Here is a 24,776-nt window from a genome sequence, read left to right on the forward strand (position 1 = left end):
TTTTGATACTAAATAATAGCCTCTCTTATTTTGGTAAGTTTAGCTAACAACGAGTCTAGTTGTTCTAGAGGAAGCATATTAGCACCATCAGATTTTGCGTTTTTAGGGTCTGGGTGAGTTTCTATGAATAGTCCGTCTGCACCTACGGCAATCCCTGCTTTAGCAATGGTTTCTATGAGTTGAGGTTTTCCACCAGTTACACCAGATTCTTGGTTAGGCTGTTGTAGAGAGTGGGTAACATCTAATATTACAGGAGCGTAATTTTGCATTGTTGGGATACCTCTAAAATCCACTACCAAATCGGTATAACCAAAAGAATTGCCTCGCTCTATAATGGCAACTTTATCATTTTCGCAATCTTTTATTTTTTGTACTGCAAATTTCATTGCCTCGGGAGAGAGGAACTGTCCTTTTTTTAGAGTAATGCATTTTCCTGTTTTGGCAGCAGATACGAGTAAATCCGTCTGTCTTACTAGGAAAGCAGGTATTTGTAATACATCTACATATTGTGCGGCAAGAGTGGCGTGTTCGTTTTCGTGAATATCTGTTGTCGTAGGAATGCCGAAAGTATCGCCTACTTTTTTAAGAATTTCAAGAGCTTTCTCGTCTCCTATTCCTGTGAAGGAATCTATTCTAGACCTATTGGCTTTTTTAAAACTTCCTTTAAAGATATAAGGGATTTTATATTTGTCCGAAAGTTTTACAATATGTTCTGCTATTTTCATTGCCATATCCTCGTTTTCTATGGCACAAGGTCCTGCCACTAGGAAGAAATTAGAAGAATTTTTATGACTGATATTATCTAAATGTTGTATCATTTTTTTGAAATTTAATTAAGGTATAAAGTTAAAGTATTTTTTTGAATGATGAAATACAGGTTTTTCTAACGGTACAAAAATAAAAACCTCAACTGTAATAATCAATTTTGAAGTTTGATAGTTAAGTTGAGGTAAATTAATTTTGTTTTAAACGGTTTCTTTTTCAAAAAAAGAGAAACTCACATTTCCGTATTTTCTGGTTTCTTTTAGGTGCTGATGTTCCAATACCATTCGGCTTTGATGCTCTAGTACGAAAAGTCCGTTTTCGACAAGAATAGGGCTGTCTAAAACCAGATTGATTAAATCGTAATATTTTTTTTCGGGCAAATCAAACGGTGGGTCAGCAAATATCAAATTGAATGATTTAGTATGATTTCTACTCTTTTTTAACCATTCAAAAACATCACTCCTTTGGACGTTTATTTGTAAGCCGAAATCTAGCTCCTGGGCTGTAGATTGTATAAATGCAGCGTGTTTAGGGTTAAACTCTACCGAAGTAATATCTTGGCAATCTCTAGAAGCTAATTCCAACGATATGGAGCCAATCCCTGCGAAAAGGTCTAATGCAGAGATGTAAGGTAGCTCTAGCCTATGTTCTAATATGCTGAATAAAGCCTCTTTAGCAAAATCTGTTGTAGGGCGAACTTCAAAATTTTTTGGGGCTAATATTCGTTTAGCTTTCCACTTTCCAGAGATAATTCTATACATAATTTTAGTCGTTATTAAAGAGTATTTAGCTCATAATGAAGTTCTTTTGAGGTAAGTTATCAAAAACTACTTTTAAATTTTTGACAAACTTCCTAAGCTCTGATATAAAGGTTTCGTTTTCAGTAGTTTCTCCATACACATAGAACTGAGTGTCTGTAATATTAAATCCTATTTTGCTAAGGGTAAACATAACGAAATAAAGAAAATCTACCTCCGAATTTACATCTAGATTGTTATAAAGGATTACCTTTTTTTTATCTAAAGCAAAAAACTCACACTGATGATGATATAGATTGATATGTATTTCCTTTTTATTCCCAGCTTCAAGTGTATTTAGGAACTTTTCTCCAGAGAAATTAAAATGCGTAGAAATACCTTTACTTTTAATTTTTTTATAAAATAGGTCAGGCATCGTATAATAAAACTGGACGCTATATTTCTTATTTACAGAAAGCATTACTTCCTCATTATCTTTATCTACTAGAGCGTTGTAAGAGATAAGTTGATGAGCGACATCATGCTGAGAAAAAGTAGAAGGCATCAAAGTGAAATGATTGAGGGCAGAAATTACATCTATATTTACTATAGAAGGAAGGTCTAGAATTCCCTCTAATTTCCTGATTAAGTAATCGCTAGGGGAATCTTCTGTGATAAAAAAAACTTTTTCTTCTTGCACTTCCTTACCACTAATGATTTGGTATTGGAGTCCTCCTTTAGTAAAAAGTAAAACTAATTTTTGCATAACCCATAATGAACTCGTGCAAAGTTACTAATATTTTTTTACTTAAAATAGGGCGGTATAGCTTAATTAAAGGGATATTCTTTATGATTTTTATTTTCACAAGAAAAGAGTTATCTTTAAGCACAATAAAAATATCTAAAAAAATGAATTTAAAAAATAAAGTAGCGTATATCACAGGAGGGACTAAAGGTATCGGTTTTGGAATTGCAAAAGAACTCTTGAAAAATGGATTGAAAGTCGCTATTAGTGGGAGAAGTAAGGAAGCTGTAGAAAAAGCGGTTTCTGAATTATCAAAGTATGAAGACAACATTATAGGTGTGGTATCTGATGTTAAAAACTTTGAAGCAGAACAAGAAGTGGTTAAGTATATAGAAACTAAACTAGGCAATATAGATGTAGTGGTAGCTAATGCAGGTTTGGGTTACTTTAAACCAGTAGATGAAATTTCTTTAGAAGAATGGAATGCTATGATAGATACTAATCTTACAGGAGCTTTCCATACGATGAAAGCTACGGTGGAGTCCCTCAAGAAAACACAAGGATATTACATTAGTATTGCTAGTTTGGCGGGGGCATACTTTTTTGAAAAAGCATCAGGATATAATGCGTCTAAATTTGGTCTTGTAGGTTTTACCCAAGCAGCAATGTTAGATTTAAGAAAGTATAACATTAAAGTTTCTACTATTATGCCAGGTTCTGTAGCCTCTCACTTTAATGGTAACGAACCTTCGGATAAAGATTCTTGGAAGATTCAACCAGAAGACCTAGGGGAAATAGTGGTAGATTTACTTAGAATGAATCCTCGCACTTTACCTAGTAAAATAGAGGTAAGACCATCTAATCCAAATAAATAATTATGCAATAAATAAATTTTAATACCAAACGTTATGCATGCATAGTATATTCTTGTTATATTAGCAACGATTTATAAAACATAAAAAATTAAGAAATATGAAAATATTAGTTTGTATCAGTAGTGTTCCAGATACTACATCTAAAATCAACTTTACAGCGGACAAATCAGCTTTTGATAAAAACGGAATTCAGTGGGTTATCAATCCATTAGATGAGTTTGCACTTACTAAAGCGATTAAATTACAGCAATCAAACGGAGCAAAAGTAACCGTAGTTAATGTAGGAGATGCAGGTACAGAAGCGGTTATTAGAAAAGCGTTGGCTATAGGTGCAGATGATGCTATCCGTATCAATGCAGAGCCGCAGGATAGTTTTTCGGTAGCTAAAGAAATTGCAAATGTAGCTAAAGAAGGTGGTTATGATTTGGTACTTTGCGGTAAAGAGTCTATTGATTATAACGGCGGAGCCGTACCAGCAATGTTAGCTCAGTTTTTAGACCAACCTTTCGTTAATGCTTGTGTTGGGTTAGAGGTAAACGGTTCTGAAGTTACCGCAGTAAGAGAAATTGATGGTGGTAAGGAAACGGTTTCTGTATCACTTCCACTAGTAGTTGCTGGTCAGAAAGGTTTAGTGGACGAAAAAGAACTCATTATTCCAAATATGAGAGGTATTATGTCTGCAAGAACTAAACCTCTTAATGTGCAAGAACCGTCTCAAAACGAAGTAAAGGTAAGCGCAGTGTCTTTTGATAGTGTTCCGCCAAGAGCTTCTGTTAAGCTATTCTCACCAGACGATTTAGATGCCCTTGTAAAGGCTCTTCACGAAGAAGCGAAGGTAATCTAAGGGAGTTATCATAATAATAATTTAACATATAAAAACAAAAATAATGGCAATATTCGTATATACAGAAAATATAAACGGTGTTTATAAAAAAGCAGCTTTTGAAGCGGTATCTTACGCTAAAGCTGTAGCAGATAAAGCAGGAACTAACGTAACGGCAGTAAGCATCAATGCTACAGATAGTTCAGAATTGTTATATAAATATGGAGCAGAGAAAGTTATCCATATTAAAGATGAAGGATTAAAATCTTTCAGTGCGAAAGCTTATGCTAAAGCTATAGCGGAAGTAGTAGATGGAGTAGTGGTTTTTCCACATACTACTGATGCGGCTTCTGTTGCACCGATGTTGGCAGTTCTTAAAAATAGTGCTCTCATTACTAATGTGGTAGAAGCACCTACTTCGGTAACACCTTTAGAGGTTAAAAGAAAAGCTTTTTCAGGAAAGGCTTTTATGGTAGCCAAAGCTGATGGTAATGTGATATTAACGGTTTCCCAAAATGCATTTGGAGTAAAAGAAAATCCAGTTTCAGGTTCAGAGGAAGAGAAGACTTTAGGTGTGGCTAATACAGATATAAAAGTGGTAAGCCATGAACAGTCTTCTGGAAAATTAGACCTTAAAGAAGCTGAAGTAGTGGTTTCAGCAGGTAGAGGAATGAAAGGTCCTGAAAATTGGGGAATGGTAGAAGAGTTAGCTCAAGTTTTAGGAGCAGCTACTGCTTGTTCTAAACCAGTTTCTGATATTGGCTGGAGACCTCACTCTGAGCACGTGGGACAAACAGGTAAAGCGATAGCACCTAATTTGTATGTTGCAATAGGTATTTCTGGAGCTATTCAGCATTTGGCTGGGGTTAATTCGTCTAAAACCATTGTGGTTATCAATAATGACCCAGAAGCACCATTCTTTAAATCTGCGGATTACGGTGTGGTAGGCGATGCTTTCCAAGTGATACCTGCTCTTACCGAAAAAATAAAAGCGATAAAAGAAGCCTAAATTTTATCATAAAATTAAAGAAAAGGCACCATACTTGTTCAAAGGTATGGTGTTTTTTATATATCTTTGCTCTATGGATTATAAAAAGCTAGTTATTAGAGGTATTTCTTACAGCCAAACACAATCGGGGGCTTATGCTTTGCTTTTAGAAGAGGTGGAGAGTTCTATAAAATTACCGGTAGTAATAGGTAGTTTTGAGGCTCAATCTATATCTTTAGCTTTGGAGAAAGATTTAAAACCTGTTCGTCCTCTTACGCACGACTTGTTTGCTAGTTTTATTAGAGATACCAATTATAGTTTAGAATATATTGTAATTTATCAAATTATAGATGGTGTTTTCTTTTCTCATATCCATTTTAAAAATAATTCTACAGGGGAAACCTTGTTCTTAGATGCGAGAACTTCTGATGCAGTAGCAATGGCGGTAAGATTCGGGGTGTCTATTTATACCACTAAGGAGGTTTTGGAAGAAGCAGGTATTCTTTTAGAGATACAACAATTAAGTGAAGAGGAGGATATAGTTACAGAATTTCATAATGAAAAACGGGATAATAGAGTATCTTTAGAAGAGTTAAGAATGCAACTAGACGAAGCCGTGAAAAACGAAGATTTTGACTTGGCTTTTCAGTTGCAAGAAGAGATTAAGAAACGACAAAGACCAATAGACTAAACATACTAAAATGAATATAAAACTAAAACTTACTGTACTTAATTTTTTACAGTATTTCGTTTGGGGGGCTTGGCTTATTACGATGGCTACTTTTTGGTTTGATACTAAGCAATGGGGAGGTGCAGAGTTTGGGGTTATATTCTCCACAATGGGGATTGCCTCTATCTTTATGCCTACTTTGGCTGGGATAGTAGCAGACAGGTGGATAAACGCTGAAAAACTTTACGGGATATTACACATTGCGTATGCGGGGACGCTTTTCTATTTGCCTCATGCTTCAGACCCTACGGCTTTTTTTTGGGTAATGTTGGTAGCGATGGTATTCTATATGCCTACAATTGCGTTGTCCAATTCAATCAATTATCATATTCTTAAGGAGCATCATTATGATGTGGTTAAGGTATTTCCTAGCCTTAGAGTTTGGGGAACAGTTGGGTTTATCGCAGCGATGTGGGCTACCAATCTTACAGGAAATAAGGCGTCCGAAAATCAGTTTTATATTGCGGCGATAGTAGCGGTGTTGTTGGGTGTTTATGCCTTTACACTTCCAAAATGTCCACCACAGAATTTGATTCCTAAAGAGGCTTCTTGGCAAGAGAAAATGGGCTTCAATGCTTTTAAACTATTTAAGAGTTATAAGATGGCGTTGTTCTTCTTGTTCTCTATGTTTTTGGGTGCCGCGTTACAACTTACGAATGCTTATGGAGATACTTTTTTATCAGACTTTGGTAAAAATCCATTATACAAAAATAGCTTGGTAGTAGAGCGTTCTACCATTATTATGTCTATTTCTCAAATATCAGAAACGTTATTCATTTTAGCAATACCGTTTTTCTTAAAGAAATTTGGCATCAAAAAAGTGATGTTGATGAGTATGGGGGCGTGGGTACTTCGCTTTGGGTTCTTTGCTTATGGTACTCCAGAAGGCTTTGGATTGGTGCTTATTATTCTATCGTGTATTGTGTACGGTATGGCGTTTGACTTCTTTAATGTGTCGGGTTCGTTATTCGTAGAGGCGACAACAGACGAGAAAATTCGTTCTTCTGCACAAGGGTTGTTTATGATGATGACGAATGGCTTTGGGGCGATTATGGGTAGTGTAGTGAGTGGTAAAATGATAGATGCGTTCTTTTTAGATGCTTCGGGGAATAAAATGTGGCACGAGATATGGCTGGTATTTGCGATATATGCCTTAATAATTACGGTTCTTTTTGCGGTGATGTTTAAGCATAAACATAAGCCAGAAGAAGTAGCAACAGTAAAACATTAAAATTTTATATTTATAAATACAGAAGGCAGACCAGTTAAGAAATTGGTCTGTTTTTTTATTGATTTAGATATGAGATATATTGGGGTAATTTGTTATCTTCGTGCCGATAAAAGTAGTAATGTCTCAAAAAGAAAAAGACTTTTCGGAACTTATTAAAATCCATCAAGGGCTTATCATTAAAGTTTCTAGAATGTACACCAATACGCTAGAAGACGAGCAGGATTTGTTTCAAGAAATTGTGCTACAATTATGGCGTTCTTTTGATTCTTTTAATGGTCAGTCCAAAATATCTACTTGGATGTATCGGGTGTCTTTAAATACAGCCATTACACTTTTTAGAAAGTCCTCAAAATTACCTAAAACTAACGAGCTTAACGAAGGTTTTTATAATACTCCTGAAGATAATCAGAATGAACAAAGGCAGCAGATAGAGCTTCTTTATAAAGTGATAAAAAAGCTTCCCGAAGTAGAGCGAGCCATTGTAATGATGTACTTGGATGAATTGTCTTACAAAGAAATTGCAGAAACTCTGGGGATAACGGAGGTTAATGCAAGGGTGAAGATGAACCGCCTTAAAAAAACTTTAAAAACACTAATGGAACAATATGCCTAATTTTGATATAGATAAAATGAAAGAGGTTTGGAAAGAACAGCCTGAACCTACTTACGATAATCGGCAAATAGAACAAATGCTGAATAGGAAATCTCGCAATTATGTAAAAACTATTTTTTGGATAGGTGTTGCTGAATTTCTTGTAATATTGGCTTTCAATATCTATGGGTTTTGTTCCGTTAGGAGGGAGCCAGCTTTGCTGAATGTTTTTAATAAAATGAACATTAAAATAGGCACACATTTAATTGAAAACTATCATAATATAGAGCTATTTATTAAAGGAGTGAGTCTCCTTCTTACGCTTTTATTTGTGTTGCTCTTTTATTACAGTTACCAAAAGATAAGTGTAGAATCTAATCTTAAGAAATTTATCACTCAGATTATTAAATTTAGAAGAATAGTAAATGCTTTTATCTTAACTAATTTGGCGATGTTTCTTGTGATTATGTTGGGGTATTTGGCGGAAATTATTTACTTGGCTTATGTACAAAACGTTTCATTTTCGGAGCCGAAGTTCTTGGTGTTTTTAGTAAGTTATATTGTAGCTGTATTTTTAGGTGTCGGGTTTATATGGCTTTATTATAGACTGATTTACGGCATTATTATTAAAAGACTAAATGAAAAGCTAAAACAACTCCAAGCATTGTCTTAAAACAAATAGTTTTTGAGATAATGAGATAAGTATTCATGATTATGGAAGTTATAATAAGAGTAATTTTGGGATTTATTAGCGGAATATTGGAAGTGATTGTTAGAGATATTATTTTTGGTTTTTTTGAGTTTTTTTTTAATTTGCTTAAAAAACTTTTCAAAGCTATTTTAGGAATAAAGGTTAAAAAAAATCATTAGAATTGCTTAAAAAAGAACGAATCTATAAAAAATATGAAAATGAAAAACATTCTTTTAGTATTAGCACTGCTATCAAATGTAATTGTTAAGTCGCAAGTAACTACCGTTATAGACGGGTTTTCTACTCACTTAACCAAAAGTGATTTACCTTTTTCTGGTGATAGAAAATTGTTTGCCATAGGGTTTAATGATAGGCTTACAAACAACTATATTGTAGTTTCCAAAAACAAGGCAGGAGCAGAAAATGATTTGCTGTATATAGAGAAATTTGAGAAAAAGCAAGAAAATGTTTTTGAGAAAGTGTTTAGCACAAAGTTAGAACACCCTGTAAATAAATCTTTGGCGTTTGTGAATAATAGAATGATGTATAGTGATATAGACAAAGACGGTTATGCAGAGTTTATTTACATTGTGGACCAATACAAAAATGGTATGAATAGCCCATTGGAGCGTGTGTGGGGTATAGTTGTTTATAAAAATAAAGCTTACAAAATGTGGACAACTGTAGAAAGTCAGTTTTCTGATACCGTTTTTGATGATGATTTTAAAACTTTGCCAGAGAAGGTTAAAACAGAGTTCTTAGATTTTTGGAATCAGTTAAACAAACACAAATAGCCTTTAGCTTGTATTTGCTTTTTTTGATTTAAAATATTACCTTTACGCCAAATGCTATAAAATTGGAAAGTAAAGTAGAGAAAACCTTAGTATTATTTGCACATCCATTTTTGGAATATTCGGTATTTAATGCTCATCTTATTTCGTTTTACCAAGATAGAGAAAATGTTACTTTTAGAGATTTGTACGAAGAGTATCCTAATTTTCATATCGCTGCATTTAGGGAACGAAAAAGAATTAAAAACTACGACAAACTCATCTTTCAATTTCCGTTGATATGGTTGGGTATTCCACCTTTGCTTAACTTATGGTTGAGTGAAGTTTTGGATATGAAGTGGTTGAGCAAACAAAATGAAAATCCACTCGCAGGGAAAAAAGCTATGATAATTGTAAGTGCAGGAGGTTCTGAAAATTCCTATACCAAGAGTGGAATGTATGAGAAACCAATAGAAGACTTTATATTGCCTCTTACCAAGAGTTTGGAAACTCTAGGCGTATCGGTAGAGAAAACAATTTGTGTATACGCCGCAAAGCAAAAAAAAATAGAAGAAGTTAATGAAATTCAACAGGAAATTTCTAAATTTTTGAGTTAATGTCAGAGAGTTTATTTAAGATTACATTAGTTTATCTAGGGGCAGCCATTTTTTTAGTACCCATTGTAAGGAAGTTTGGTTTTAGTTCGGTTATAGGCTATATATTAGGAGGTATTTTGGTAGGACCTTTTGCATTGAAACTTACAGGTAATGCAGAAGATGTGATGCACAGTACCGAATTTGGAGTGGTGATGTTACTCTTTATTATTGGTTTGGAATTAGAGCCTCGTAAATTCTGGGCTATGAGGAAAAGCATTCTAGGGCTTGGCTTTTCTCAGATGGCATTTACCTTTGGATTGATATTCCCAATATTGCATTTAGCAGGGTGGGAGGTTACCACTAATATTGTGGTTTCTATCGCATTTGCTATGTCTTCCACGGCGATTGTTCTACAAACATTAAAGGAAAAAAACCTATTTAATACCGTATCTGGAGAGGCTTCATTTTCCACTTTATTGTTTCAAGATATAGCGGTAATTCCTATTTTGGCATTATTACCGATGTTAGCGGGACAATCCGAAGGTGGCGGAGAAAAATCAGTGCTGATTACTTATTTACCAGAATGGTTGCAACCCTTTTCGGTAATATTAGGTGTGGGAGTGCTTATTCTTTTGGGTAAATATCTCTTTGTACCGTTTTTGAGGTATGTATCTCGTTCAGGAATGAATGAATTGCTTACCGCATCATCATTATTCTTGGTGGTAGGAGTTTCCGAGTTGATGCTACTCGCAGGGTTAAGCCCTGCTTTGGGAGCCTTTTTGGCAGGTGTGATGCTCGCCAATACCGAATTTAGACACGAGTTAGAAAGCCAAATAGACCCATTTAAAGGTTTGCTTTTGGCGGTTTTCTTTGTGAGTGTAGGTTCTACAATTAACTTTAATGTGATACAGCAAGACCCATTATTTATATTCTCAATGGTTGTTTTGGCAACATTGGTTAAGTTTGGAGTGTTGTTCTTGGTAGGGAAGATGTTTAAAATGAGTAACGACCAAAACTTCCTCTATTCCTTCGGAATGTCCCAAGTGGGAGAGTTTGCCTTTGTAATTATCACTTTTGCGGTTAAACTCAACTTGTTAGATTTAGAAATAAGCTCTCAAATGATTTCCGTTGTAGCGATTTCTATGATGATTACGCCGTTTTTATTATTATTAAATGAAAGAGTTATCGCTCCTAATTTCAATGTTAAATTTGAAGAACCTGTATCAGATTTAATTTCAGAACCTGTCAAACAGAAAAAAATAATTATTGTAGGCTTTGGGCATTTTGGGAGTACTGTTGGTCGTTTGTTAAAGGTAAGTGGTATAAAAGCCACGGTCTTGGATAACGATTCTAACCGTGTGAATATCCTCAGACAGAAAGGTTTTAAAGTATATTACGGTGATGCTAAAAGGGTTGAGATTATGAGGGCGGCGGGTGCCGAAAATGCCGAAATATTGGTATTGTGTTTAGACGACCCTGAAAGCAATAAGTATATGATTAGAATGGCGAAGGCTCACTTTCCTCATTTGCAAATATTTGTTAGGGCTAGAAACCGTATAGATGCTTACGATTTTATTAACGATGGTATCCACAATATTTATAGAGAAACTTTAGAAACGGCGGTTAATATGGGTGTGGATATTTTAAACGCATCAGGCTTTAGAAAATACGCTGCAAGAAGATTAGCGAATAGATTTATCGCCATAGATAATGATTCTACCATTCGTTTAGCTAAGCAAGATATAGATAGCGATACCACATTTACCATTAAAGAATCTCTAGAAAGAGAAGCTCGTTTATTAGCCGATGATAATATCTCGTTTGAAGATGAACACTGGCTAGACGAAGATGAAGAGGTGGAAGAAGAAAAAAGCTAAATAGTGAATATTTCGCAACGATTTAGAGCCTAGACATCAAAAATAAAACTATCTTTGCCGAAGTTTTTGGTTTAGCCTATTGGGTTAATTAAAAGGGAATCAAGTGAAAGTCTTGAACTGTCCCCGCAACTGTAAATTGCTTTAATAAAGTTTCTACATTTTATTGCCACTGTATTATTGTTATGTGGGAAGGCGTAGAAATGCAAAAGTCAGGAGACCTGCCAAACGGGTAATATTTTTAATAAAAACTTTCGGAGGAAGAGTATTTTATATGGTAAGATTAGTTTTGCTGACGAGTCTATCGTCGGTCTTTTTTGTGCAAGCTCAACAGAAGGAAACGGTTATAGATACCGTAGCCATCAATCTGGTGTCGCCTACTTCACTTTCTGTGGGGCACGAGATTGTTAAAATTGACTTAAAGAACAATCCAGAAATTTTTATAGAAGGGCTACTCCAAAAGCAGACGGGAGCGGTTATTAGGAACTACGGCTATGGCAATTTAGCATCAGTTTCTATAAAGGGACTTTCGCCATCTCAACATTTATTTACTTGGGAAGGCATTCCTATCAATTCCTCTTTAAATGGGCAAGTAGATGCTAATATTATCAGCTCTAATGTAAGCAGTAGTTTAACCTATCGTAGTGGCTCGGGAAGTAGTGGTTTCGGGAGTGGAGCGTTGGGTGGAGTGTTCGCTCTAGAATTTAATCCTAATTTTAATGAGCAAACGCAATACAGGTTAGAGAATGCCTTAGGCAGTTTTGGACTTAGTAGAAATAGCTTTTCGGTACAGAACCATACTTCTAGATGGAGCTGGAATGTGGGTGCGAATTACCTTCGTTCGGATAACGAATTTCCGTTCCGAGATAAATTTGGTAAGAAAGGTAAAACAAGAAATTCAGGGTTTGATGTTGCGGATATTTACCTTAATAGCGTCTATAAACTTAGTGGGAAGCATAAAATATCCTTTAATATTTGGAACCAGTGGGCGTCTAGAAATGTAGGAGCTACCGAAGCACAGCTCATAGCACAACAGATTCAAGATGACGAAAGCACTCGTATGCAAGTGTCTTGGTTTTATCATAATAGAGGCTTTGAACAGCAGTTGCAATCTGCCTATACCAAAGAGTTTTTTAGGTTTAGAATGAATGCCAAAGATGGTGGAACGGTTAGTTTTGCCGAAAACTATTTTGCCAACTATATTGCAAAGTTAGTGTTTAGTAAATCATTGGTAATGCTGGGGCTTCAGTCCAAATATACCACAGGAGGTGGCGATAATCTAAGGATTAGTCCGCTTAAAGAATGGCATTCGTTTATGAATTACCGTTATAATTTTAACGATTGGAGTGTGGTTTCTGCTAATTTGCGAAAGTCGTTCTCATCTTTGTTTAGCATTCCTATCACTTACGATGTCGGGGTAGAATTAGAACCTCTGAAACATTTAAGTATCAAGGCTTCTTATGCCACTTCTTACAGGCTACCCACCTTTAACGATTTGTATTGGAAACAAGGTGGGAATCCACTACTAAAGCCCGAAGCAGGGAAGATGGGGGAGTTGAGTGTAGGCTATAAATACAGAAACACACAATCTGTAGGAGTATCTGTGCATTATGGTGAGGTAAAAGATTGGATATTGTGGTATCCTAACGATATGGGTTTTTGGACACCTACTAATTTAGATTTTGTTATTACCAAAGGTGGACAAGCAAGGTCTTCTCATCGTTTTGTTTGGGGGGGCGTGGGGCTTAATTTTAATAATTTACTGACCTACACCGAAACCTATAATCAGCGAACTCAAAAATCACTCATTTATATTCCTAGGTGGAACTACTCTAATACGTTTAGTTTAGATTGGAAAAAATACCACTTAGAGCTAGAACATTTGTTCACTTCGGAGAGAGCCACAGACCAGATAAATAGAGATTTTTTAGCACCTTATCACTTGTGGAATGTAGGTTTAGGGTTTGATTTCAAATTAAAGAACATTAGTAATTCTCTTAACATTAGAGTTCAGAATATTCTAGACCAGTCTTATAACACAATGCAGGGCTATCCTATGCCAGGCAGGTATTTTTTAACTACTTTAAAAACTAATTTTTAATATCCATATTTTATGAAGAAATCACTAGCTTTTTTATCGGCTGTAGTATTACTTACAGCGTGTAACAGAAACGAAGACTACACCCCAAAAGGAAATTACGAAAACGGCTTTTTTATCTTGAACGAAGGCTATTTCGGTCAGAACAATGGGAGTATAGACTATGTTTCTTATGGTTTTTCTAATACAGAAGAAAAGGTGTATCAGAAGGTAAACAGCGAAGCACTAGGAGATACGCCACAATCTTCTTACCGAAATGGAGATGACCTTTACATTGTTGTTAATAATAGCAACAGATTGGTAAAAGTGAACAGATACACCATGAAAAAACAAGCCGAAGTAACCACAGGGCTTAAGAACCCTAGATATATGTCGGTAGTTAATGGTAAACTCTACATTACCAACTGGGGCGAGGCAGGGGATAATACAGACGACTATATACTGGTGCTAGATGCAGCCACTTTAAAAGAAGTCGCTAAAATATCGGTAGATTATGGCGTAGAGAAGATATTCTCGTTCCAAAATAAGATTTATGCATTGCTAGAAGGGGGTTGGGGCAAGAATAACAAACTAGCCGTTATCAATCCGTTTAGCAACGCGGTAGAGAAATATTACACTATTGGTTACAATCCTAATGGTTATTTAGTAGAGGATAACAAAGTGCTTATTACTTGTAAAGGAGATGGCTTTTACGATGCTAGTGCTAACTGGGCTTACACTAGCACGGTGGACGGTAGCATTTGGACGCTTACTGCCTCTGGAGTAGAAAAAACTTACGACTGGGCTCAAACTCCCGACAAAAAGGAAAGTATTCAGGAAATTGTGAAGGTTAATCAGTCTTATTTCTTCTTAGTAGATGGCAAACTACACAAGGCAGCGGTAGGCTCTGACCTTACCAAGAGTACCCAAGTTTCCGAAACTTCTTTCTATAGATTATCTAAACTAGATGAGATTTTTGCGGTAGGGCTAGATGGCAGAAATACTAAGGCTTTATTCTTTAACGAAGCAGGTTTACAGAAAACCATTTCTACAGGGCTTTATCCTAACAGCGTAGTGGAGTAGTTAAGGGAGTTTATTTCTTTTCACTCGGTCTATAGCGAGGTTGAGCTCGTTGCCTAGGAGTATGAGGATAATGTTGAGATTAACCCAAATCATCGCTAAAATAATAGTTCCTATTGAGCCGTAGAGTACATTGTATCTGGCGAAATTTGCAGCGTAGAAGATAAATCCATAGGTGATGAGTACAAATAACAAGGTGGTGAGTACTGCTCCAGGAACGGCAGACAGCCACCTTTTCACTTTTACACACCCTACCCAATAGAAAAGGCTCAACAAAATAAAATAAAACAACGGGAACGAGATAAACCCAATAATCTTAGATAGATTAACAATAAGCCAGTTGAGATTGTATTTAGGCGTGAATAGTTTAAGCACCACTTCGGAGTAGTAAATCCCAAAAAGAGAGAGAAATATCAAGGTTACAAAGGCTAGAGTAACCAAGATAGAAATGGTGTATTCTCTGATGAAAGTCCTTTTGGAGTCGGTATTTTCATTAAACCCATTGATGAGGGAAAAAGTACCATTGGTAGCAAATACCAAAGCAAAAAGTATGGTAAGTTTGCTAATGCTTTTCATATTGGGGATAATGCTGTTCTGTATATATTCCGTAACATCGTGCAACATATGTGTGGGGAGTATATTAGCCATAAACACCTCAAAAATATAGAACTGGAGTTTGTCGTAATGAGGCATATAAGGCAAGATAGACAGTAGAAACAGCAGGAATGGGAAAATACTCAAAAAGAAGCTCCACGAGATACTAGCAGCTTGTTTTACCACATTATTTTTAAATACCCCTTGCCCGTAGATTTCAAACATCTTCCACAAAGAAATTTCTAAAACAGGAAGGTGGATAGAATCTAAAAAACGGTGAATTTTTAAAAGAAATTTAGGGGTCTTTAGCGCCATTAAATCTATATTTGTACCGCAAATATATTAAAAATAAATCTTTTGCTTATGCAGTTCAAATTGATATGTATCGGAAAAACAGACCAAAAGGAAATACAAAACCTCATTAGTTACTACCATAAAAGGCTATCCAAATACTATAATTTTGACATCGTAGAGCTTCCAGATATTAAAAACGCCAAAAACCTCACTCCAGAAGTAATTAAAAAAGAGGAAGCTAAACTATTTTTCAACCATATAGAAAGTACGGATACCATTATCTTGTTGGACGAGAAGGGCAAGCAGTTTACCAGTAGAGCTTTTTCGGAGCAAATCAATCATTATATGAATGCGTCTATTAAGCGGGTGTGTTTCTTGATAGGCGGGGCGTATGGCTTTTCAGAAGAGATTTATCAACGAGCCAACGATAAACTTGCTCTTTCTAAAATGACCTTTACCCACCAAATGATAAGACTATTCTTTGTAGAACAAATCTACCGTGCAGACCAAATCTTGCAAGGCAAACCTTATCATAACGATTGAGGTATCACTAATTTCTAAGATGAGGTGGTCTGATGCCACACCAAAATAAAACCTCAATGAAGTTTAGGGAAGACCTCCCTATGGATATAGGGAACGCCTCCCCACGACCGTGGGGAGGCGTTTCTCATTAAGCTAGGGAATAGCTCCCTATTTAGCCAATAACCACTGGCGACGAAAGTACACCCACACGAGGCTCTTTGGTGGTGATGCCACCTTTAGCATATTGTGTGGTAATGCTTAGCTCATAGTTACCCGCTTCTAAATCTGTAGGAACCAGTATAAGTAACCTTGACGGCTCGTTAAGCACAATATCGTCTTTGGTTAGCTTCACCTCGTTTTGAGTGTCTAGGTTTTTAAAGACTATGCCATTTTTAGGGTTATCTCCGTCTATTTTAATGTAAGTGCCTTTGATTTCGGCATTCTTGCCTTTGGTAAGTGTGCCATCTGCTTTGCCTGTGGCTTTATCCGTAATGCTGAACACACTCATTGGGCTAGACTGCTCGCCGAGGATTTCTACCTTGGTGTTTGCTACCGCTTTTCTAAGATCTAGACCTTGGTTCACATTTACATAAACGGAGTGCTTCTCTTTATCCCAAGTTTTGTCGTAAAACACACCCTTAATCGCAGGACGCATATACACTAGCCCTGTATTGACATTGTAACCATTCAATACCAATTCTGAGGCTTTGCGGTTAAAACGAGTGATAATATCTACTGCCGTTTCGGTTTGTATCTCCATACCTTCTTTTTTGAGGGCTTCTATGATTTCTGTAATGCCAAGGCTACCACCTAAAAGTGGCACGGCTACAAAATCGTTAGGGTCATCTTTCGTGAGTAGGTTGGGACGCAACCATGCTTTTAAAGTATTCATAAGTTTATCAGTATTAAGGTTAATTCAGCTTTAATATAGTAACTTGATTAGAGAATGGGATTCCTGTATAACTGCTAGATTTTAGATAGAATCTAGGATTAGGGTTGGGCATATTACGAGTGCTACCATTGTCTACCCATGTGTCGTCAGCAAATCCTATGATGTGAAATGTAATATCTGTATCCTTAGATAATACCAAAGGAAAAGAGGTGTTTAACCATTCTCCATAGTAGGTTAAGTATACGGCTCTAGTCCCTGAAGCATCTGTAGCATTTACCGAAAAACGACAATATTCAACACCGAAAAGATCATGGTTAACAAAAAACATATACTTGCCGGGAGATAATCGTATAGACTCATTAGTATAAGTTGCCCCAAACTCATTAAAATCTACGGTTACTGTTTCAGCGACTTCTTTTACGGGAGTGAGAGTACTACTAGAGGAATGACTTACGGTGGGAATATTGAAATTATTATTACTAAAATTAATCTTTGCCATTTTATTTCCCATTGATAAAGCCTGCCAACTCGCGATACCGTTTGCATCAGAAGTTAGAACTCTACCCTCTTGTTGTGTGCCGTCGGTTATTTTAATACTTCCTGTTATATCCAGTTTGGTTTGTGGGGCATTTGTTCCTATTCCTACATTGCCTGTACCTGTAAAGCTAAGGTCTTTCCCATTAAGATTGACTTGGCGTGTACTACTTAATGTACCATCTGCGGTATAAATATTATTGATAGAAGAAGGTGCTACGGTTTTAAGAACGCCATTAGCATCGGATACCACTATTTTGTCCGTGGGTTGTCCTGAAAGAAGATTTATGGTTCGTAGTCTTGCGGTTCCGTTAATATCTAGCATTTCTGTTGGTTTTTCTCTTGCTAAACCTATACCTGTAGAGCCATCACGGAGGACAATAAAAGCATTACTTGCTATAGCTTGGTCTCCTCCTTGTTTAATTGTATTATCTCCATTTCCTAGAACAAAAAGTTCATACCGGTTTTTAGTAAAAGTAGGAGTATCTCCTCCCATTGATGGATCTGTATTAAAATTGTTATTCCCTAAAACGGTTGAATATGGGGTTTGTGCTGTAATAAAATTACCTAAAGCAATGGTATTTCCACCTGAAGCAATGGCATCTCCACCTAAAGCAATGGCACCACTAGCACTTGCTAAAGCCCAACGTCCAAGTGCAAATGAATACTGCCCCGAAGCAATTGAATATCCTCCCATAGATGTTGAAATATATCCAGAAGCTATGCTACTTATACCTGAAGCGAAAGAATAGCTACCTGTTGCTCCATAGTCACTTCTTTTATAATTATATGAATAACTAAGGTCTACAGCCTTCTTACCTATATCTCCATAATGATCAGGATTTGCACCTATTAGACGAAATCCTGTGTTTCCATTTTCGGTAATTTCCTCCAAACCTGTTCTAGAAAAAGTATTCCCAGAAAGCTTTATCCCTGCTCCTGCTGTATAGAAGTTGTCTGTATCCAATAATTTTTTCCATTTCCCTCCAGTTAGCTGGTTGTCCCAATAGTAATAGCCTTTACCGCTAATTAGTTCATATTTTCCTACTCTATCTAATGTATTGGTAAAGGCTTCTGTAACATAAACTAAAAGTGAATGTTGTTCTGTACCTATATTTCCCGCATCGGTCATAGCTTTTACTTCTTCGGCTGTTAGACGCGGAATGATAATTCCCTTAGCGGTATCTGTACCGTCTTTACTTACCTCTAAAGTGGCTTTGGGGTTAGGCGTATTGATGCCAACTCTACCATTGTTTTGTCCGTAAACCACGAGTCCTAGACCTAGAAAGGCACATACACTTAGTTTGGTTGTTTTTTTCATAATGTTTAATTTTAGAAGTTGATATTTAATTGTTTAATATTATAGAGGTTAGATATTGGATTTTAGAGGTTGGAGGTTCGGCTTAAGGGTTGATGAGGCTGTACTAAGTTCTAAACTCTCATATCTCACCTCTAACCTAAAAAAACGCCTTTCCCCTCTAAACACACACAAAACGAGAGGAAAGGCTAAAACAGAAAGAAAGCAAAGGCTCCCTCTCTGAACGCTAAAAGCACCTAACAAAAACGACCATGTTTTAAGACAAAACAATGGTGCTTTTAGCATGTATTTATGAAAGCTAAAATTAGAATGGTATAAACGCAAAAATCCGCCAACGAAAGTTGGTGGAACTATATTTACAATTAACGATAAAAGTTGAAGTAATTTTCTAGATAATACGACGCATACCCACGAAACTATTTGTGTGTGTGTGTGTGTGTGTGTGTGTTTACGAAATTATTTGAGATAGCCAAATAATTCGGGTACTTTTTTACACTTGTTTGTATGTAATTGGTATCGTGTGTCATAAAACTGAAGCAAACTTATTACCTTTTAAGGAAGTATGCAAGTGTTTAGAAAATATTTTATGTAAAACTTAATATAAATGTTTATTTTAGAGAGGGGAGAGGTAATGGGAGTTAGTACTCCATTTTTCTTAGCTTTTTATTGGTGAGTCCTACTATAAGGGCAATGGCTAAAGTCATGCTTCCCCCAAATATTACAGAATGCACCACACCTAGAAGTTTAGCGGCTAGACCACTTTCAAACTGCCCCATCTCATTACTAGACATAATAAAGATAGAATTAACACTTAGAACTCTACCTCTTATTTTGTCAGGGGTTTTCAGTTGTACTATCGTACCTCTTATCACTACGGAAATACCGTCTAACATACCACTAAGCATCAAGAAAAAGAACGAAAGCCAGTAGAGTTTAGACAATCCAAAACCAATGATGCACAATCCAAAACCAGCCACCGCTACCAATAGTATTTTACCTTGATTTCTCCTCAACGGAATAAACGAAAGTAAAATAATAATACACATAGAGCCAATATCAGACGCCGCATTGAGTAGTCCAAAGCCTTCGGCTCCTACTTTAAGAATGTCACTAGCATAGACAGGTATCATTGCTACTGCTCCACCAAACAAAACCGCAAACATATCCAAGCATAAAGCTCCCAATATTTCTTTGGTTTTATAGATGTAGGCAAGTCCTTCACGCATACTTTCCAGTACCTTTACTTCTTTTTTATCGTACTCGGAATGTTGCGGTTTTAATTGCCAAAAGAATACAGAAGCTAAGGTCATCAGACTTACAATAACTACAAGCGTCCATTTAATAGTAATAAGTGCAATTAAAAAACCTCCCAACGCGTGTCCAAAAACTGAAGAAGTAAGGAATGTTGCCTGATTTAGGGTAACAGCATTAGCTAAGTTTTCCTTTTTTACCATTTTAGGTATCATAGAAGGGACTAATGGTCCTATAAAAGCACGGCAAATCCCTGTTAGAAATATGACTGCATAGATGAAATAAGAAATCTGGTGTCCCGTAAGATGATAAGAGTTTTCTAAGAACGCCAAAGCCACTAATGCACTAATGAGAAGTACATAAACATAATTGCAGATAAGTAGCATTCGTTTCTTTTCGTTCATATCTATTACATAGCCTGCGTATAGGGCGGTAGATACGGCAGGGATCACCTCCGAAAGCCCAATGAACCCAATAGAAAGAGGGTCTTTGGTAAGCTGATAAACCCACCAACCTAGAAGCGTGGCTAACATTCTGAACGCCAAAATGAGAAAAAACCTACCAAATAGCAGGTGTCTAAACTCAATGTTTTTTAAAGTTTTTAGAGGTTCTAGGTTCATAGGGGGAGTGCAGATATTTTCTTTAGAGTATATGATTCACTAAAAAGTAGGCTATTTTTCTGTCGTTGGCAAGCCTAGGGATTTTGTTTTGCCCACCGAGTTTCCCTTCAGATTTAGCATACTCGTGGAATGCGTTTCTTTTTAATTTAGATATTTTAAGCGGTTGTAATACCTTACCCTCTATTAAATCATCATAATAGGTATTCCTTGCCCTTAACTCTTGGTCTAAGGTCAATCTAAAGGCTTCTAAATCTTCGGGTTCTTTTTCAAACTCAATAAGCCATTCGTGGTAAGGTAGCTCGTTGTTGGGAGGAGTTACTTGTGGTGCAAGATGAAACTCCGTAATTTGAGCATAGTGCTGAGCCACGGTAGACTTCATAGCTTCTTCCACTTCATAAGCGATGACATGCTCGCCAAATGCAGAGGTGTAGTGCTTGGTTCTGCCACTCACCAAAATACGGTAAGGATTTTTAGAAATAAACCTCACCACATCTCCAATAGAATACGCCCAAAGTCCAGAGTTGGTGGTAAGAATCATTGCGTAATCTTGGTTGAGTTCAATGTCTTTTAAAGTCAAGCGAGGAGCGTTGGGTTTGCCATATTGCTCTAATGGCACAAACTCATAGAAAATCCCATTGTTGGTAAGTAGTCTTAACCCTTCTTTAGTATAATCGTCCTGAAACGCAAAAAAGCCTTCACTAGCAGGGAAGGTCTGCACAATATCTACAGAGCCTCCAAGGAGTTCTTCCATTTTTTCTCGGTAAGGCTCATAGTTAACACCACCAGTTACGATAAGCTGTAAGTTAGGGAATAGCTGTTTTATTTTCTTACGGTGTCTTTCTACCAAAATTTCAAAATACATAATGAGCCAAGGCGGAATCCCAGAAATGAGTGTCATATTTTGGGTTTCGGTTTCATCAGCAATTTTATTGACTTTGGTTTCCCAATCTTCTATACAGTTGGTCTCATAGCTTGGGAGTCTATTTTTTTGCAGATACTTAGGGATATGGTGAGCCACAATACCTGAGAGTCGCCCTGTTTTAATTCCATTAACCTCTTCCAGTTCAGGAGAGCCTTGTAAGAAAATCATTTTACCATTTACAAAATCGGCATTGTTCTTTTTTGAGATATAATGAAACAGAGCAGACTGTGCTGCTTTGATTTGGTAAGGCATTCCTTCTTTAGAAATAGGAATATACTTAGCTCCAGAAGTAGTGCCAGAAGTCTTAGCAAAATATTCGGGAGTATCCGTCCAAAGTATGTTGGCTTGTCCTCTTTTTACCTTTTCTATGTAGGGTTTAAGGTCTTCGTAATCTGCAATAGGAACTTGATTTTGAAAGTCCTCTAAAGTTTTAATTTCGTCAAAATTATGGCTTCTACCAAACAGAGTCTTTTCTGCTGTTTTTACTAAATCTCTCCATAAAGCCTCTTGGTGTTCAATCGCTTTAGATTGGTCTAGTGCGGCTTGTTGAGTATGTTTTTTCGCCCAAATGAGAGCGGCTTTCTTTTTAATCCATTTTAACATAGAGCAAAGATAAGATTTTGTTACTAACTAAGAATAACTCGTTGTATAGATTTAACCAGTCAATAAGGCTAATCGAAAATAAAGATGTCTAAAACTTTCAGAACCCTAAAAAAATTCCGAAATTAGCCACTTTAAAATCAATATAAATTTATCAGAATGGAAGAACAAAATATTTTAGATTGTGTAATTATAGGTTCAGGACCTGCAGGATATACCGCTGCAATTTATGCAGCTAGAGCGGATTTAAAGCCTGAATTATTCACAGGGTTAGAGCCAGGAGGACAATTAACTACCACTACGGAGGTGGAAAATTTCCCAGGTTATCCTAACGGTATCACAGGACCAGAAATGATGATGGACTTACAAAAACAAGCAGAAAGGTTTGAAACCAAAGTCCATTACGAAATGATTACCAGTGTGGAGTTTTCTAAAGAGGTAGGTGGTATTCATAAGCTATCCACAGGAAGTAGAGAGATTTTGGCGAGAACAGTAATTATATCTACAGGGGCTACCGCTAAATACTTAGGGCTAGACGATGAAAAGAAATACTCTGGTGGAGGTGTTTCTGCGTGTGCTACCTGTGATGGATTCTTTTATAAAGGGAAAGATGTTATTGTAGTAGGAGCGGGAGATACGGCGGCAGAAGAGGCCACTTATCTAGCTAATATTTGTAACAAGGTAACAATGTTGGTAAGAAAAGACCACTTTAGAGCCTCCAAAGTAATGGCGCAAAGGGTAGAAAAAACACCAAATATTGAAGTGAAATATAACCACGAACTTATTGGTATCAAAGGTGAAAATAATCTAGTAGAGCGTGCAGTGGTCATCAATAACCAAACGCAAGAAACCTCTGAAATTGAAGTTCACGGGATATTTATTGCCATAGGGCACAAACCTAATACCGATGTATTTAAAGGTCAAATCAACCTAGATGAAAACGGTTACATTATTACCGAAGGCAAATCGTCTAAAACTAATCTTCCAGGGGTATTTGCGGCAGGAGATGTGCAAGACCATATTTACCGTCAAGCGATTACTGCTGCGGGAAGCGGTTGTATGGCAGCTATAGATGCCGAAAGATATTTAGGAGAATTAAAAGGATAATCATTAAAAAAGCGAGGCGGGAATAGGTTCTATTTTTTTAGGAGCTATTTCCCGCTGTTCGCTCATACTCCTCGTTTTGCCGCTCCACTTCGTTCCGCGGCTTCACTGCGGGGTATCCGCTTCCATCGGGGCTAGTTTCAGCACTCGTTATATACAAAATGAAAACAATACTATACATATTTATAGGCGGAGGATTAGGAAGTGTATTTCGCTTCCTTGTTTCTCGTTATACCGCTCAGTTTTTCAAATTAGGGACTTTTCCTATGGGGACTTTAGTGGTTAATGTATTGGGTTGTTTTTTGATTGGGCTGTTAAGTAACTCTCTTATGAAACACGAGTCAGATGTTATCAGATACTTTTTTATAGTTGGGCTGTGCGGAGGTTTTACTACATTTTCTACGTTTTCATACGAAAACCTTATGTTGTGGCAAAATCAGGATTATGTAACTCTTTTTAGCTATGTGGTGGCAAGTTTAGTATTAGGATTTTGGGCAGTCTATTTAGGGTTTAAAGTAGAGTAGCCTAAATTTTTATTATTGATAAATAGTAATTTATACTATTTTGGAGCTGAAAGTGAATGTAAAATTTGTGTATAATTAAAAATAGTTATATATTTGCACCACTAAAAACAACGATAGAGTTGTTAAGGAGAGATGGCAGAGCGGTCGAATGCGGCGGTCTTGAAAACCGTTGACTGTAACAGGTCCGGGGGTTCGAATCCCTCTCTCTCCGCAGAGATAAAGTAAAGCCGATGAATTTTATTCATCGGTTTTTTTATGAAATAAACAAAAGTAAACAAATTCCAAAGTATCTGAAAAAATATATTGTTAGACTTGGATAATGAGCTTATCAATTTACCTGCTGAAATAATAAAAATAGATGCCGATAGGGTAGTGTCTATAAGTGGAAACTTGAAAAATCTATTTTCAAAATTTGACCTTATAATTATTTGTTTGGTATTTCCTACCAAGTGGGGGAAGACACGGTATTAAAAATAAATATTTTGAACCCAACGAGTTCAAAGTAAAATAAACTATGGCGGAAGCTGATAAAGACGACTTAGGTATTGAAAAATGTGTACTCTTTGAAGCATAAAGGAGTAGACGATGAAATATTAGCAGGAATGTCTATTGAAACTATTCGGACACTCTATTCAAAAAATGACTGAGCGATATATTTAGGATAATAAAATTGCAAAGATTTGAAGAGGCTAGAAGAATAAAGTTGCCTTCTTTTTAATCTGAATTTGACTAATATTTATTATTGCATTAAGCAAAAAAGATTTCATAGCTAAAGACCATCATCGGTATTTTTTTTAATCGTTTATAGGTTGTAAATTTGTGGGATTTTTGGAGAGATAATATTAAAAAGCATTTCTATGGTAGATTATTTGAAGGGATTAAATGAAGCTCAGTACAAAGCAGTGACTACGATACAGGGACCACTAATGGTATTGGCAGGAGCTGGTTCTGGTAAAACGCGTGTGCTTACGATGCGTATTGCACATCTAATCACCAATGGAGTAGACCCTTTTAATATACTTGCACT

General features: G+C 36.4%; 23 protein-coding genes, 1 tRNA gene, 2 pseudogenes and 1 riboswitch. Of the genes and pseudogenes, 18 read left to right on the forward strand and 8 right to left on the reverse strand.

What is annotated here, in order from left to right; all coding sequences use genetic code 11:
- Positions 1–8: 8 nt before the first annotated feature.
- From kdsA to D1003_RS00795, 3 genes are all read right to left on the reverse strand, one after another.
- Positions 9–818 (reverse strand): 3-deoxy-8-phosphooctulonate synthase, encoded by an 810-nt coding sequence (gene kdsA / locus D1003_RS00785; RefSeq protein WP_153935329.1) that lies wholly within the window; start codon positions 816–818, stop codon positions 9–11.
- Positions 819–965: 147 nt separating this feature from the next.
- Entirely contained in the window at positions 966–1,526 is a 561-nt protein-coding gene (locus tag D1003_RS00790; RefSeq protein ID WP_052911248.1) for an RsmD family RNA methyltransferase, read from the reverse strand.
- 25 nt (positions 1,527–1,551) lie between these two features.
- Positions 1,552–2,268, reverse strand: coding sequence for a DUF3822 family protein (locus D1003_RS00795; protein WP_153935330.1), 717 nt, complete (start codon positions 2,266–2,268; stop codon positions 1,552–1,554).
- 143 nt (positions 2,269–2,411) lie between these two features.
- On the opposite strand from D1003_RS00795, the gene D1003_RS00800 reads away from it, so the two are divergent.
- The 12 genes from D1003_RS00800 (at position 2,412) to D1003_RS00855 (ending at position 14,577) form a co-directional block, all read left to right on the forward strand.
- Positions 2,412–3,122: an SDR family oxidoreductase gene (locus D1003_RS00800; RefSeq protein ID WP_153935331.1), complete on the forward strand. Its 711-nt coding sequence runs from the start codon at positions 2,412–2,414 to the stop codon at positions 3,120–3,122.
- A gap of 97 nt (positions 3,123–3,219) precedes the next feature.
- Positions 3,220–3,966 carry an electron transfer flavoprotein subunit beta/FixA family protein gene (locus D1003_RS00805; RefSeq protein WP_109474893.1) on the forward strand — a complete coding sequence of 249 codons (747 nt, stop codon included), beginning with the start codon at positions 3,220–3,222 and terminating at the stop codon, positions 3,964–3,966.
- A 43-nt stretch (positions 3,967–4,009) separates the two neighbouring features.
- Complete coding sequence (locus D1003_RS00810) at positions 4,010–4,954, forward strand: electron transfer flavoprotein subunit alpha/FixB family protein (RefSeq protein ID WP_153935332.1); 945 nt, start codon at positions 4,010–4,012, stop codon at positions 4,952–4,954.
- Positions 4,955–5,027: 73 nt separating this feature from the next.
- A complete protein-coding gene (locus D1003_RS00815) occupies positions 5,028–5,624 on the forward strand; it encodes a bifunctional nuclease family protein (protein ID WP_014938979.1) in 597 nt (198 codons plus the stop codon).
- A gap of 10 nt (positions 5,625–5,634) precedes the next feature.
- On the forward strand, positions 5,635–6,894 hold the full coding sequence (locus D1003_RS00820) for a nucleoside permease (RefSeq protein ID WP_153935333.1): 1,260 nt from the start codon (positions 5,635–5,637) through the stop codon (positions 6,892–6,894).
- 118 nt (positions 6,895–7,012) lie between these two features.
- A complete protein-coding gene (locus D1003_RS00825) occupies positions 7,013–7,507 on the forward strand; it encodes an RNA polymerase sigma factor (protein WP_153935334.1) in 495 nt (164 codons plus the stop codon).
- Positions 7,500–8,159 carry a hypothetical protein gene (locus D1003_RS00830; RefSeq protein ID WP_153935335.1) on the forward strand — a complete coding sequence of 220 codons (660 nt, stop codon included), beginning with the start codon at positions 7,500–7,502 and terminating at the stop codon, positions 8,157–8,159. The genes D1003_RS00825 and D1003_RS00830 overlap by 8 nt, the downstream gene beginning before the upstream one ends.
- Positions 8,160–8,395: 236 nt before the next feature.
- Entirely contained in the window at positions 8,396–8,971 is a 576-nt protein-coding gene (locus tag D1003_RS00835; protein ID WP_153935336.1) for a hypothetical protein, read from the forward strand.
- 62 nt (positions 8,972–9,033) lie between these two features.
- Positions 9,034–9,564, forward strand: a complete 531-nt coding sequence (locus D1003_RS00840; protein ID WP_153935337.1) for an NAD(P)H-dependent oxidoreductase — start codon at positions 9,034–9,036, stop codon at positions 9,562–9,564.
- Complete coding sequence (locus tag D1003_RS00845; RefSeq protein ID WP_153935338.1) at positions 9,564–11,420, forward strand: monovalent cation:proton antiporter-2 (CPA2) family protein; 1,857 nt, start codon at positions 9,564–9,566, stop codon at positions 11,418–11,420. The genes D1003_RS00840 and D1003_RS00845 overlap by 1 nt, the downstream gene beginning before the upstream one ends.
- A gap of 50 nt (positions 11,421–11,470) precedes the next feature.
- Positions 11,471–11,661: riboswitch (cobalamin riboswitch) on the forward strand.
- Positions 11,662–11,691: 30 nt separating this feature from the next.
- The gene (locus D1003_RS00850; RefSeq protein WP_153935339.1) at positions 11,692–13,518 is read left to right on the forward strand and encodes a TonB-dependent siderophore receptor; all 1,827 of its coding nucleotides are present in this window, start codon (positions 11,692–11,694) and stop codon (positions 13,516–13,518) included.
- 12 nt (positions 13,519–13,530) lie between these two features.
- Entirely contained in the window at positions 13,531–14,577 is a 1,047-nt protein-coding gene (locus tag D1003_RS00855; RefSeq protein WP_153935340.1) for a YncE family protein, read from the forward strand.
- On the opposite strand, the gene D1003_RS00860 is transcribed toward D1003_RS00855, so the two are convergent.
- Complete coding sequence (locus D1003_RS00860; protein ID WP_064968242.1) at positions 14,578–15,483, reverse strand: YihY/virulence factor BrkB family protein; 906 nt, start codon at positions 15,481–15,483, stop codon at positions 14,578–14,580.
- Between the two features lie 48 nt (positions 15,484–15,531).
- On the opposite strand from D1003_RS00860, the gene rlmH reads away from it, so the two are divergent.
- Positions 15,532–16,005, forward strand: a complete 474-nt coding sequence (gene rlmH, locus D1003_RS00865) for a 23S rRNA (pseudouridine(1915)-N(3))-methyltransferase RlmH (protein WP_153935341.1) — start codon at positions 15,532–15,534, stop codon at positions 16,003–16,005.
- A 151-nt stretch (positions 16,006–16,156) separates the two neighbouring features.
- Here rlmH and D1003_RS00870 read toward each other — a convergent pair whose 3' ends face one another.
- The 4 genes from D1003_RS00870 to D1003_RS00885 form a co-directional block, all read right to left on the reverse strand.
- Complete coding sequence (locus tag D1003_RS00870) at positions 16,157–16,876, reverse strand: DNA-binding domain-containing protein (protein ID WP_153935342.1); 720 nt, start codon at positions 16,874–16,876, stop codon at positions 16,157–16,159.
- A 19-nt stretch (positions 16,877–16,895) separates the two neighbouring features.
- Positions 16,896–18,731, reverse strand: coding sequence for a hypothetical protein (locus tag D1003_RS00875; RefSeq protein ID WP_153935343.1), 1,836 nt, complete (start codon positions 18,729–18,731; stop codon positions 16,896–16,898).
- Positions 18,732–19,366: 635 nt separating this feature from the next.
- On the reverse strand, positions 19,367–20,599 hold the full coding sequence (locus D1003_RS00880; RefSeq protein WP_153935344.1) for an MFS transporter: 1,233 nt from the start codon (positions 20,597–20,599) through the stop codon (positions 19,367–19,369).
- Positions 20,600–20,621: 22 nt separating this feature from the next.
- Positions 20,622–22,124: a GH3 auxin-responsive promoter family protein gene (locus D1003_RS00885; RefSeq protein ID WP_153935345.1), complete on the reverse strand. Its 1,503-nt coding sequence runs from the start codon at positions 22,122–22,124 to the stop codon at positions 20,622–20,624.
- Between the two features lie 156 nt (positions 22,125–22,280).
- Here D1003_RS00885 and trxB point away from each other — a divergent pair, with 156 nt between their 5' ends.
- From trxB to D1003_RS11150, 5 genes and pseudogenes are all read left to right on the forward strand, one after another.
- Positions 22,281–23,228 carry a thioredoxin-disulfide reductase gene (gene trxB, locus D1003_RS00890; protein ID WP_004917801.1) on the forward strand — a complete coding sequence of 316 codons (948 nt, stop codon included), beginning with the start codon at positions 22,281–22,283 and terminating at the stop codon, positions 23,226–23,228.
- A gap of 158 nt (positions 23,229–23,386) precedes the next feature.
- Complete coding sequence (gene crcB / locus D1003_RS00895) at positions 23,387–23,749, forward strand: fluoride efflux transporter CrcB (RefSeq protein ID WP_153935346.1); 363 nt, start codon at positions 23,387–23,389, stop codon at positions 23,747–23,749.
- A 126-nt stretch (positions 23,750–23,875) separates the two neighbouring features.
- A tRNA-Ser gene (locus D1003_RS00900) sits at positions 23,876–23,960 on the forward strand.
- Positions 23,961–24,052: 92 nt separating this feature from the next.
- Positions 24,053–24,467: pseudogene (locus tag D1003_RS11145) on the forward strand (integrase); the annotation flags it as partial.
- Between the two features lie 139 nt (positions 24,468–24,606).
- A pseudogene (locus D1003_RS11150) lies at positions 24,607–24,776 on the forward strand (UvrD-helicase domain-containing protein); the annotation flags it as partial.

The sequence above is a fragment of the Riemerella anatipestifer genome (assembly GCF_009663465.1).
In the GTDB taxonomy this organism is placed as follows: Bacteria; Bacteroidota; Bacteroidia; order Flavobacteriales; family Weeksellaceae; genus Riemerella; species Riemerella anatipestifer_C.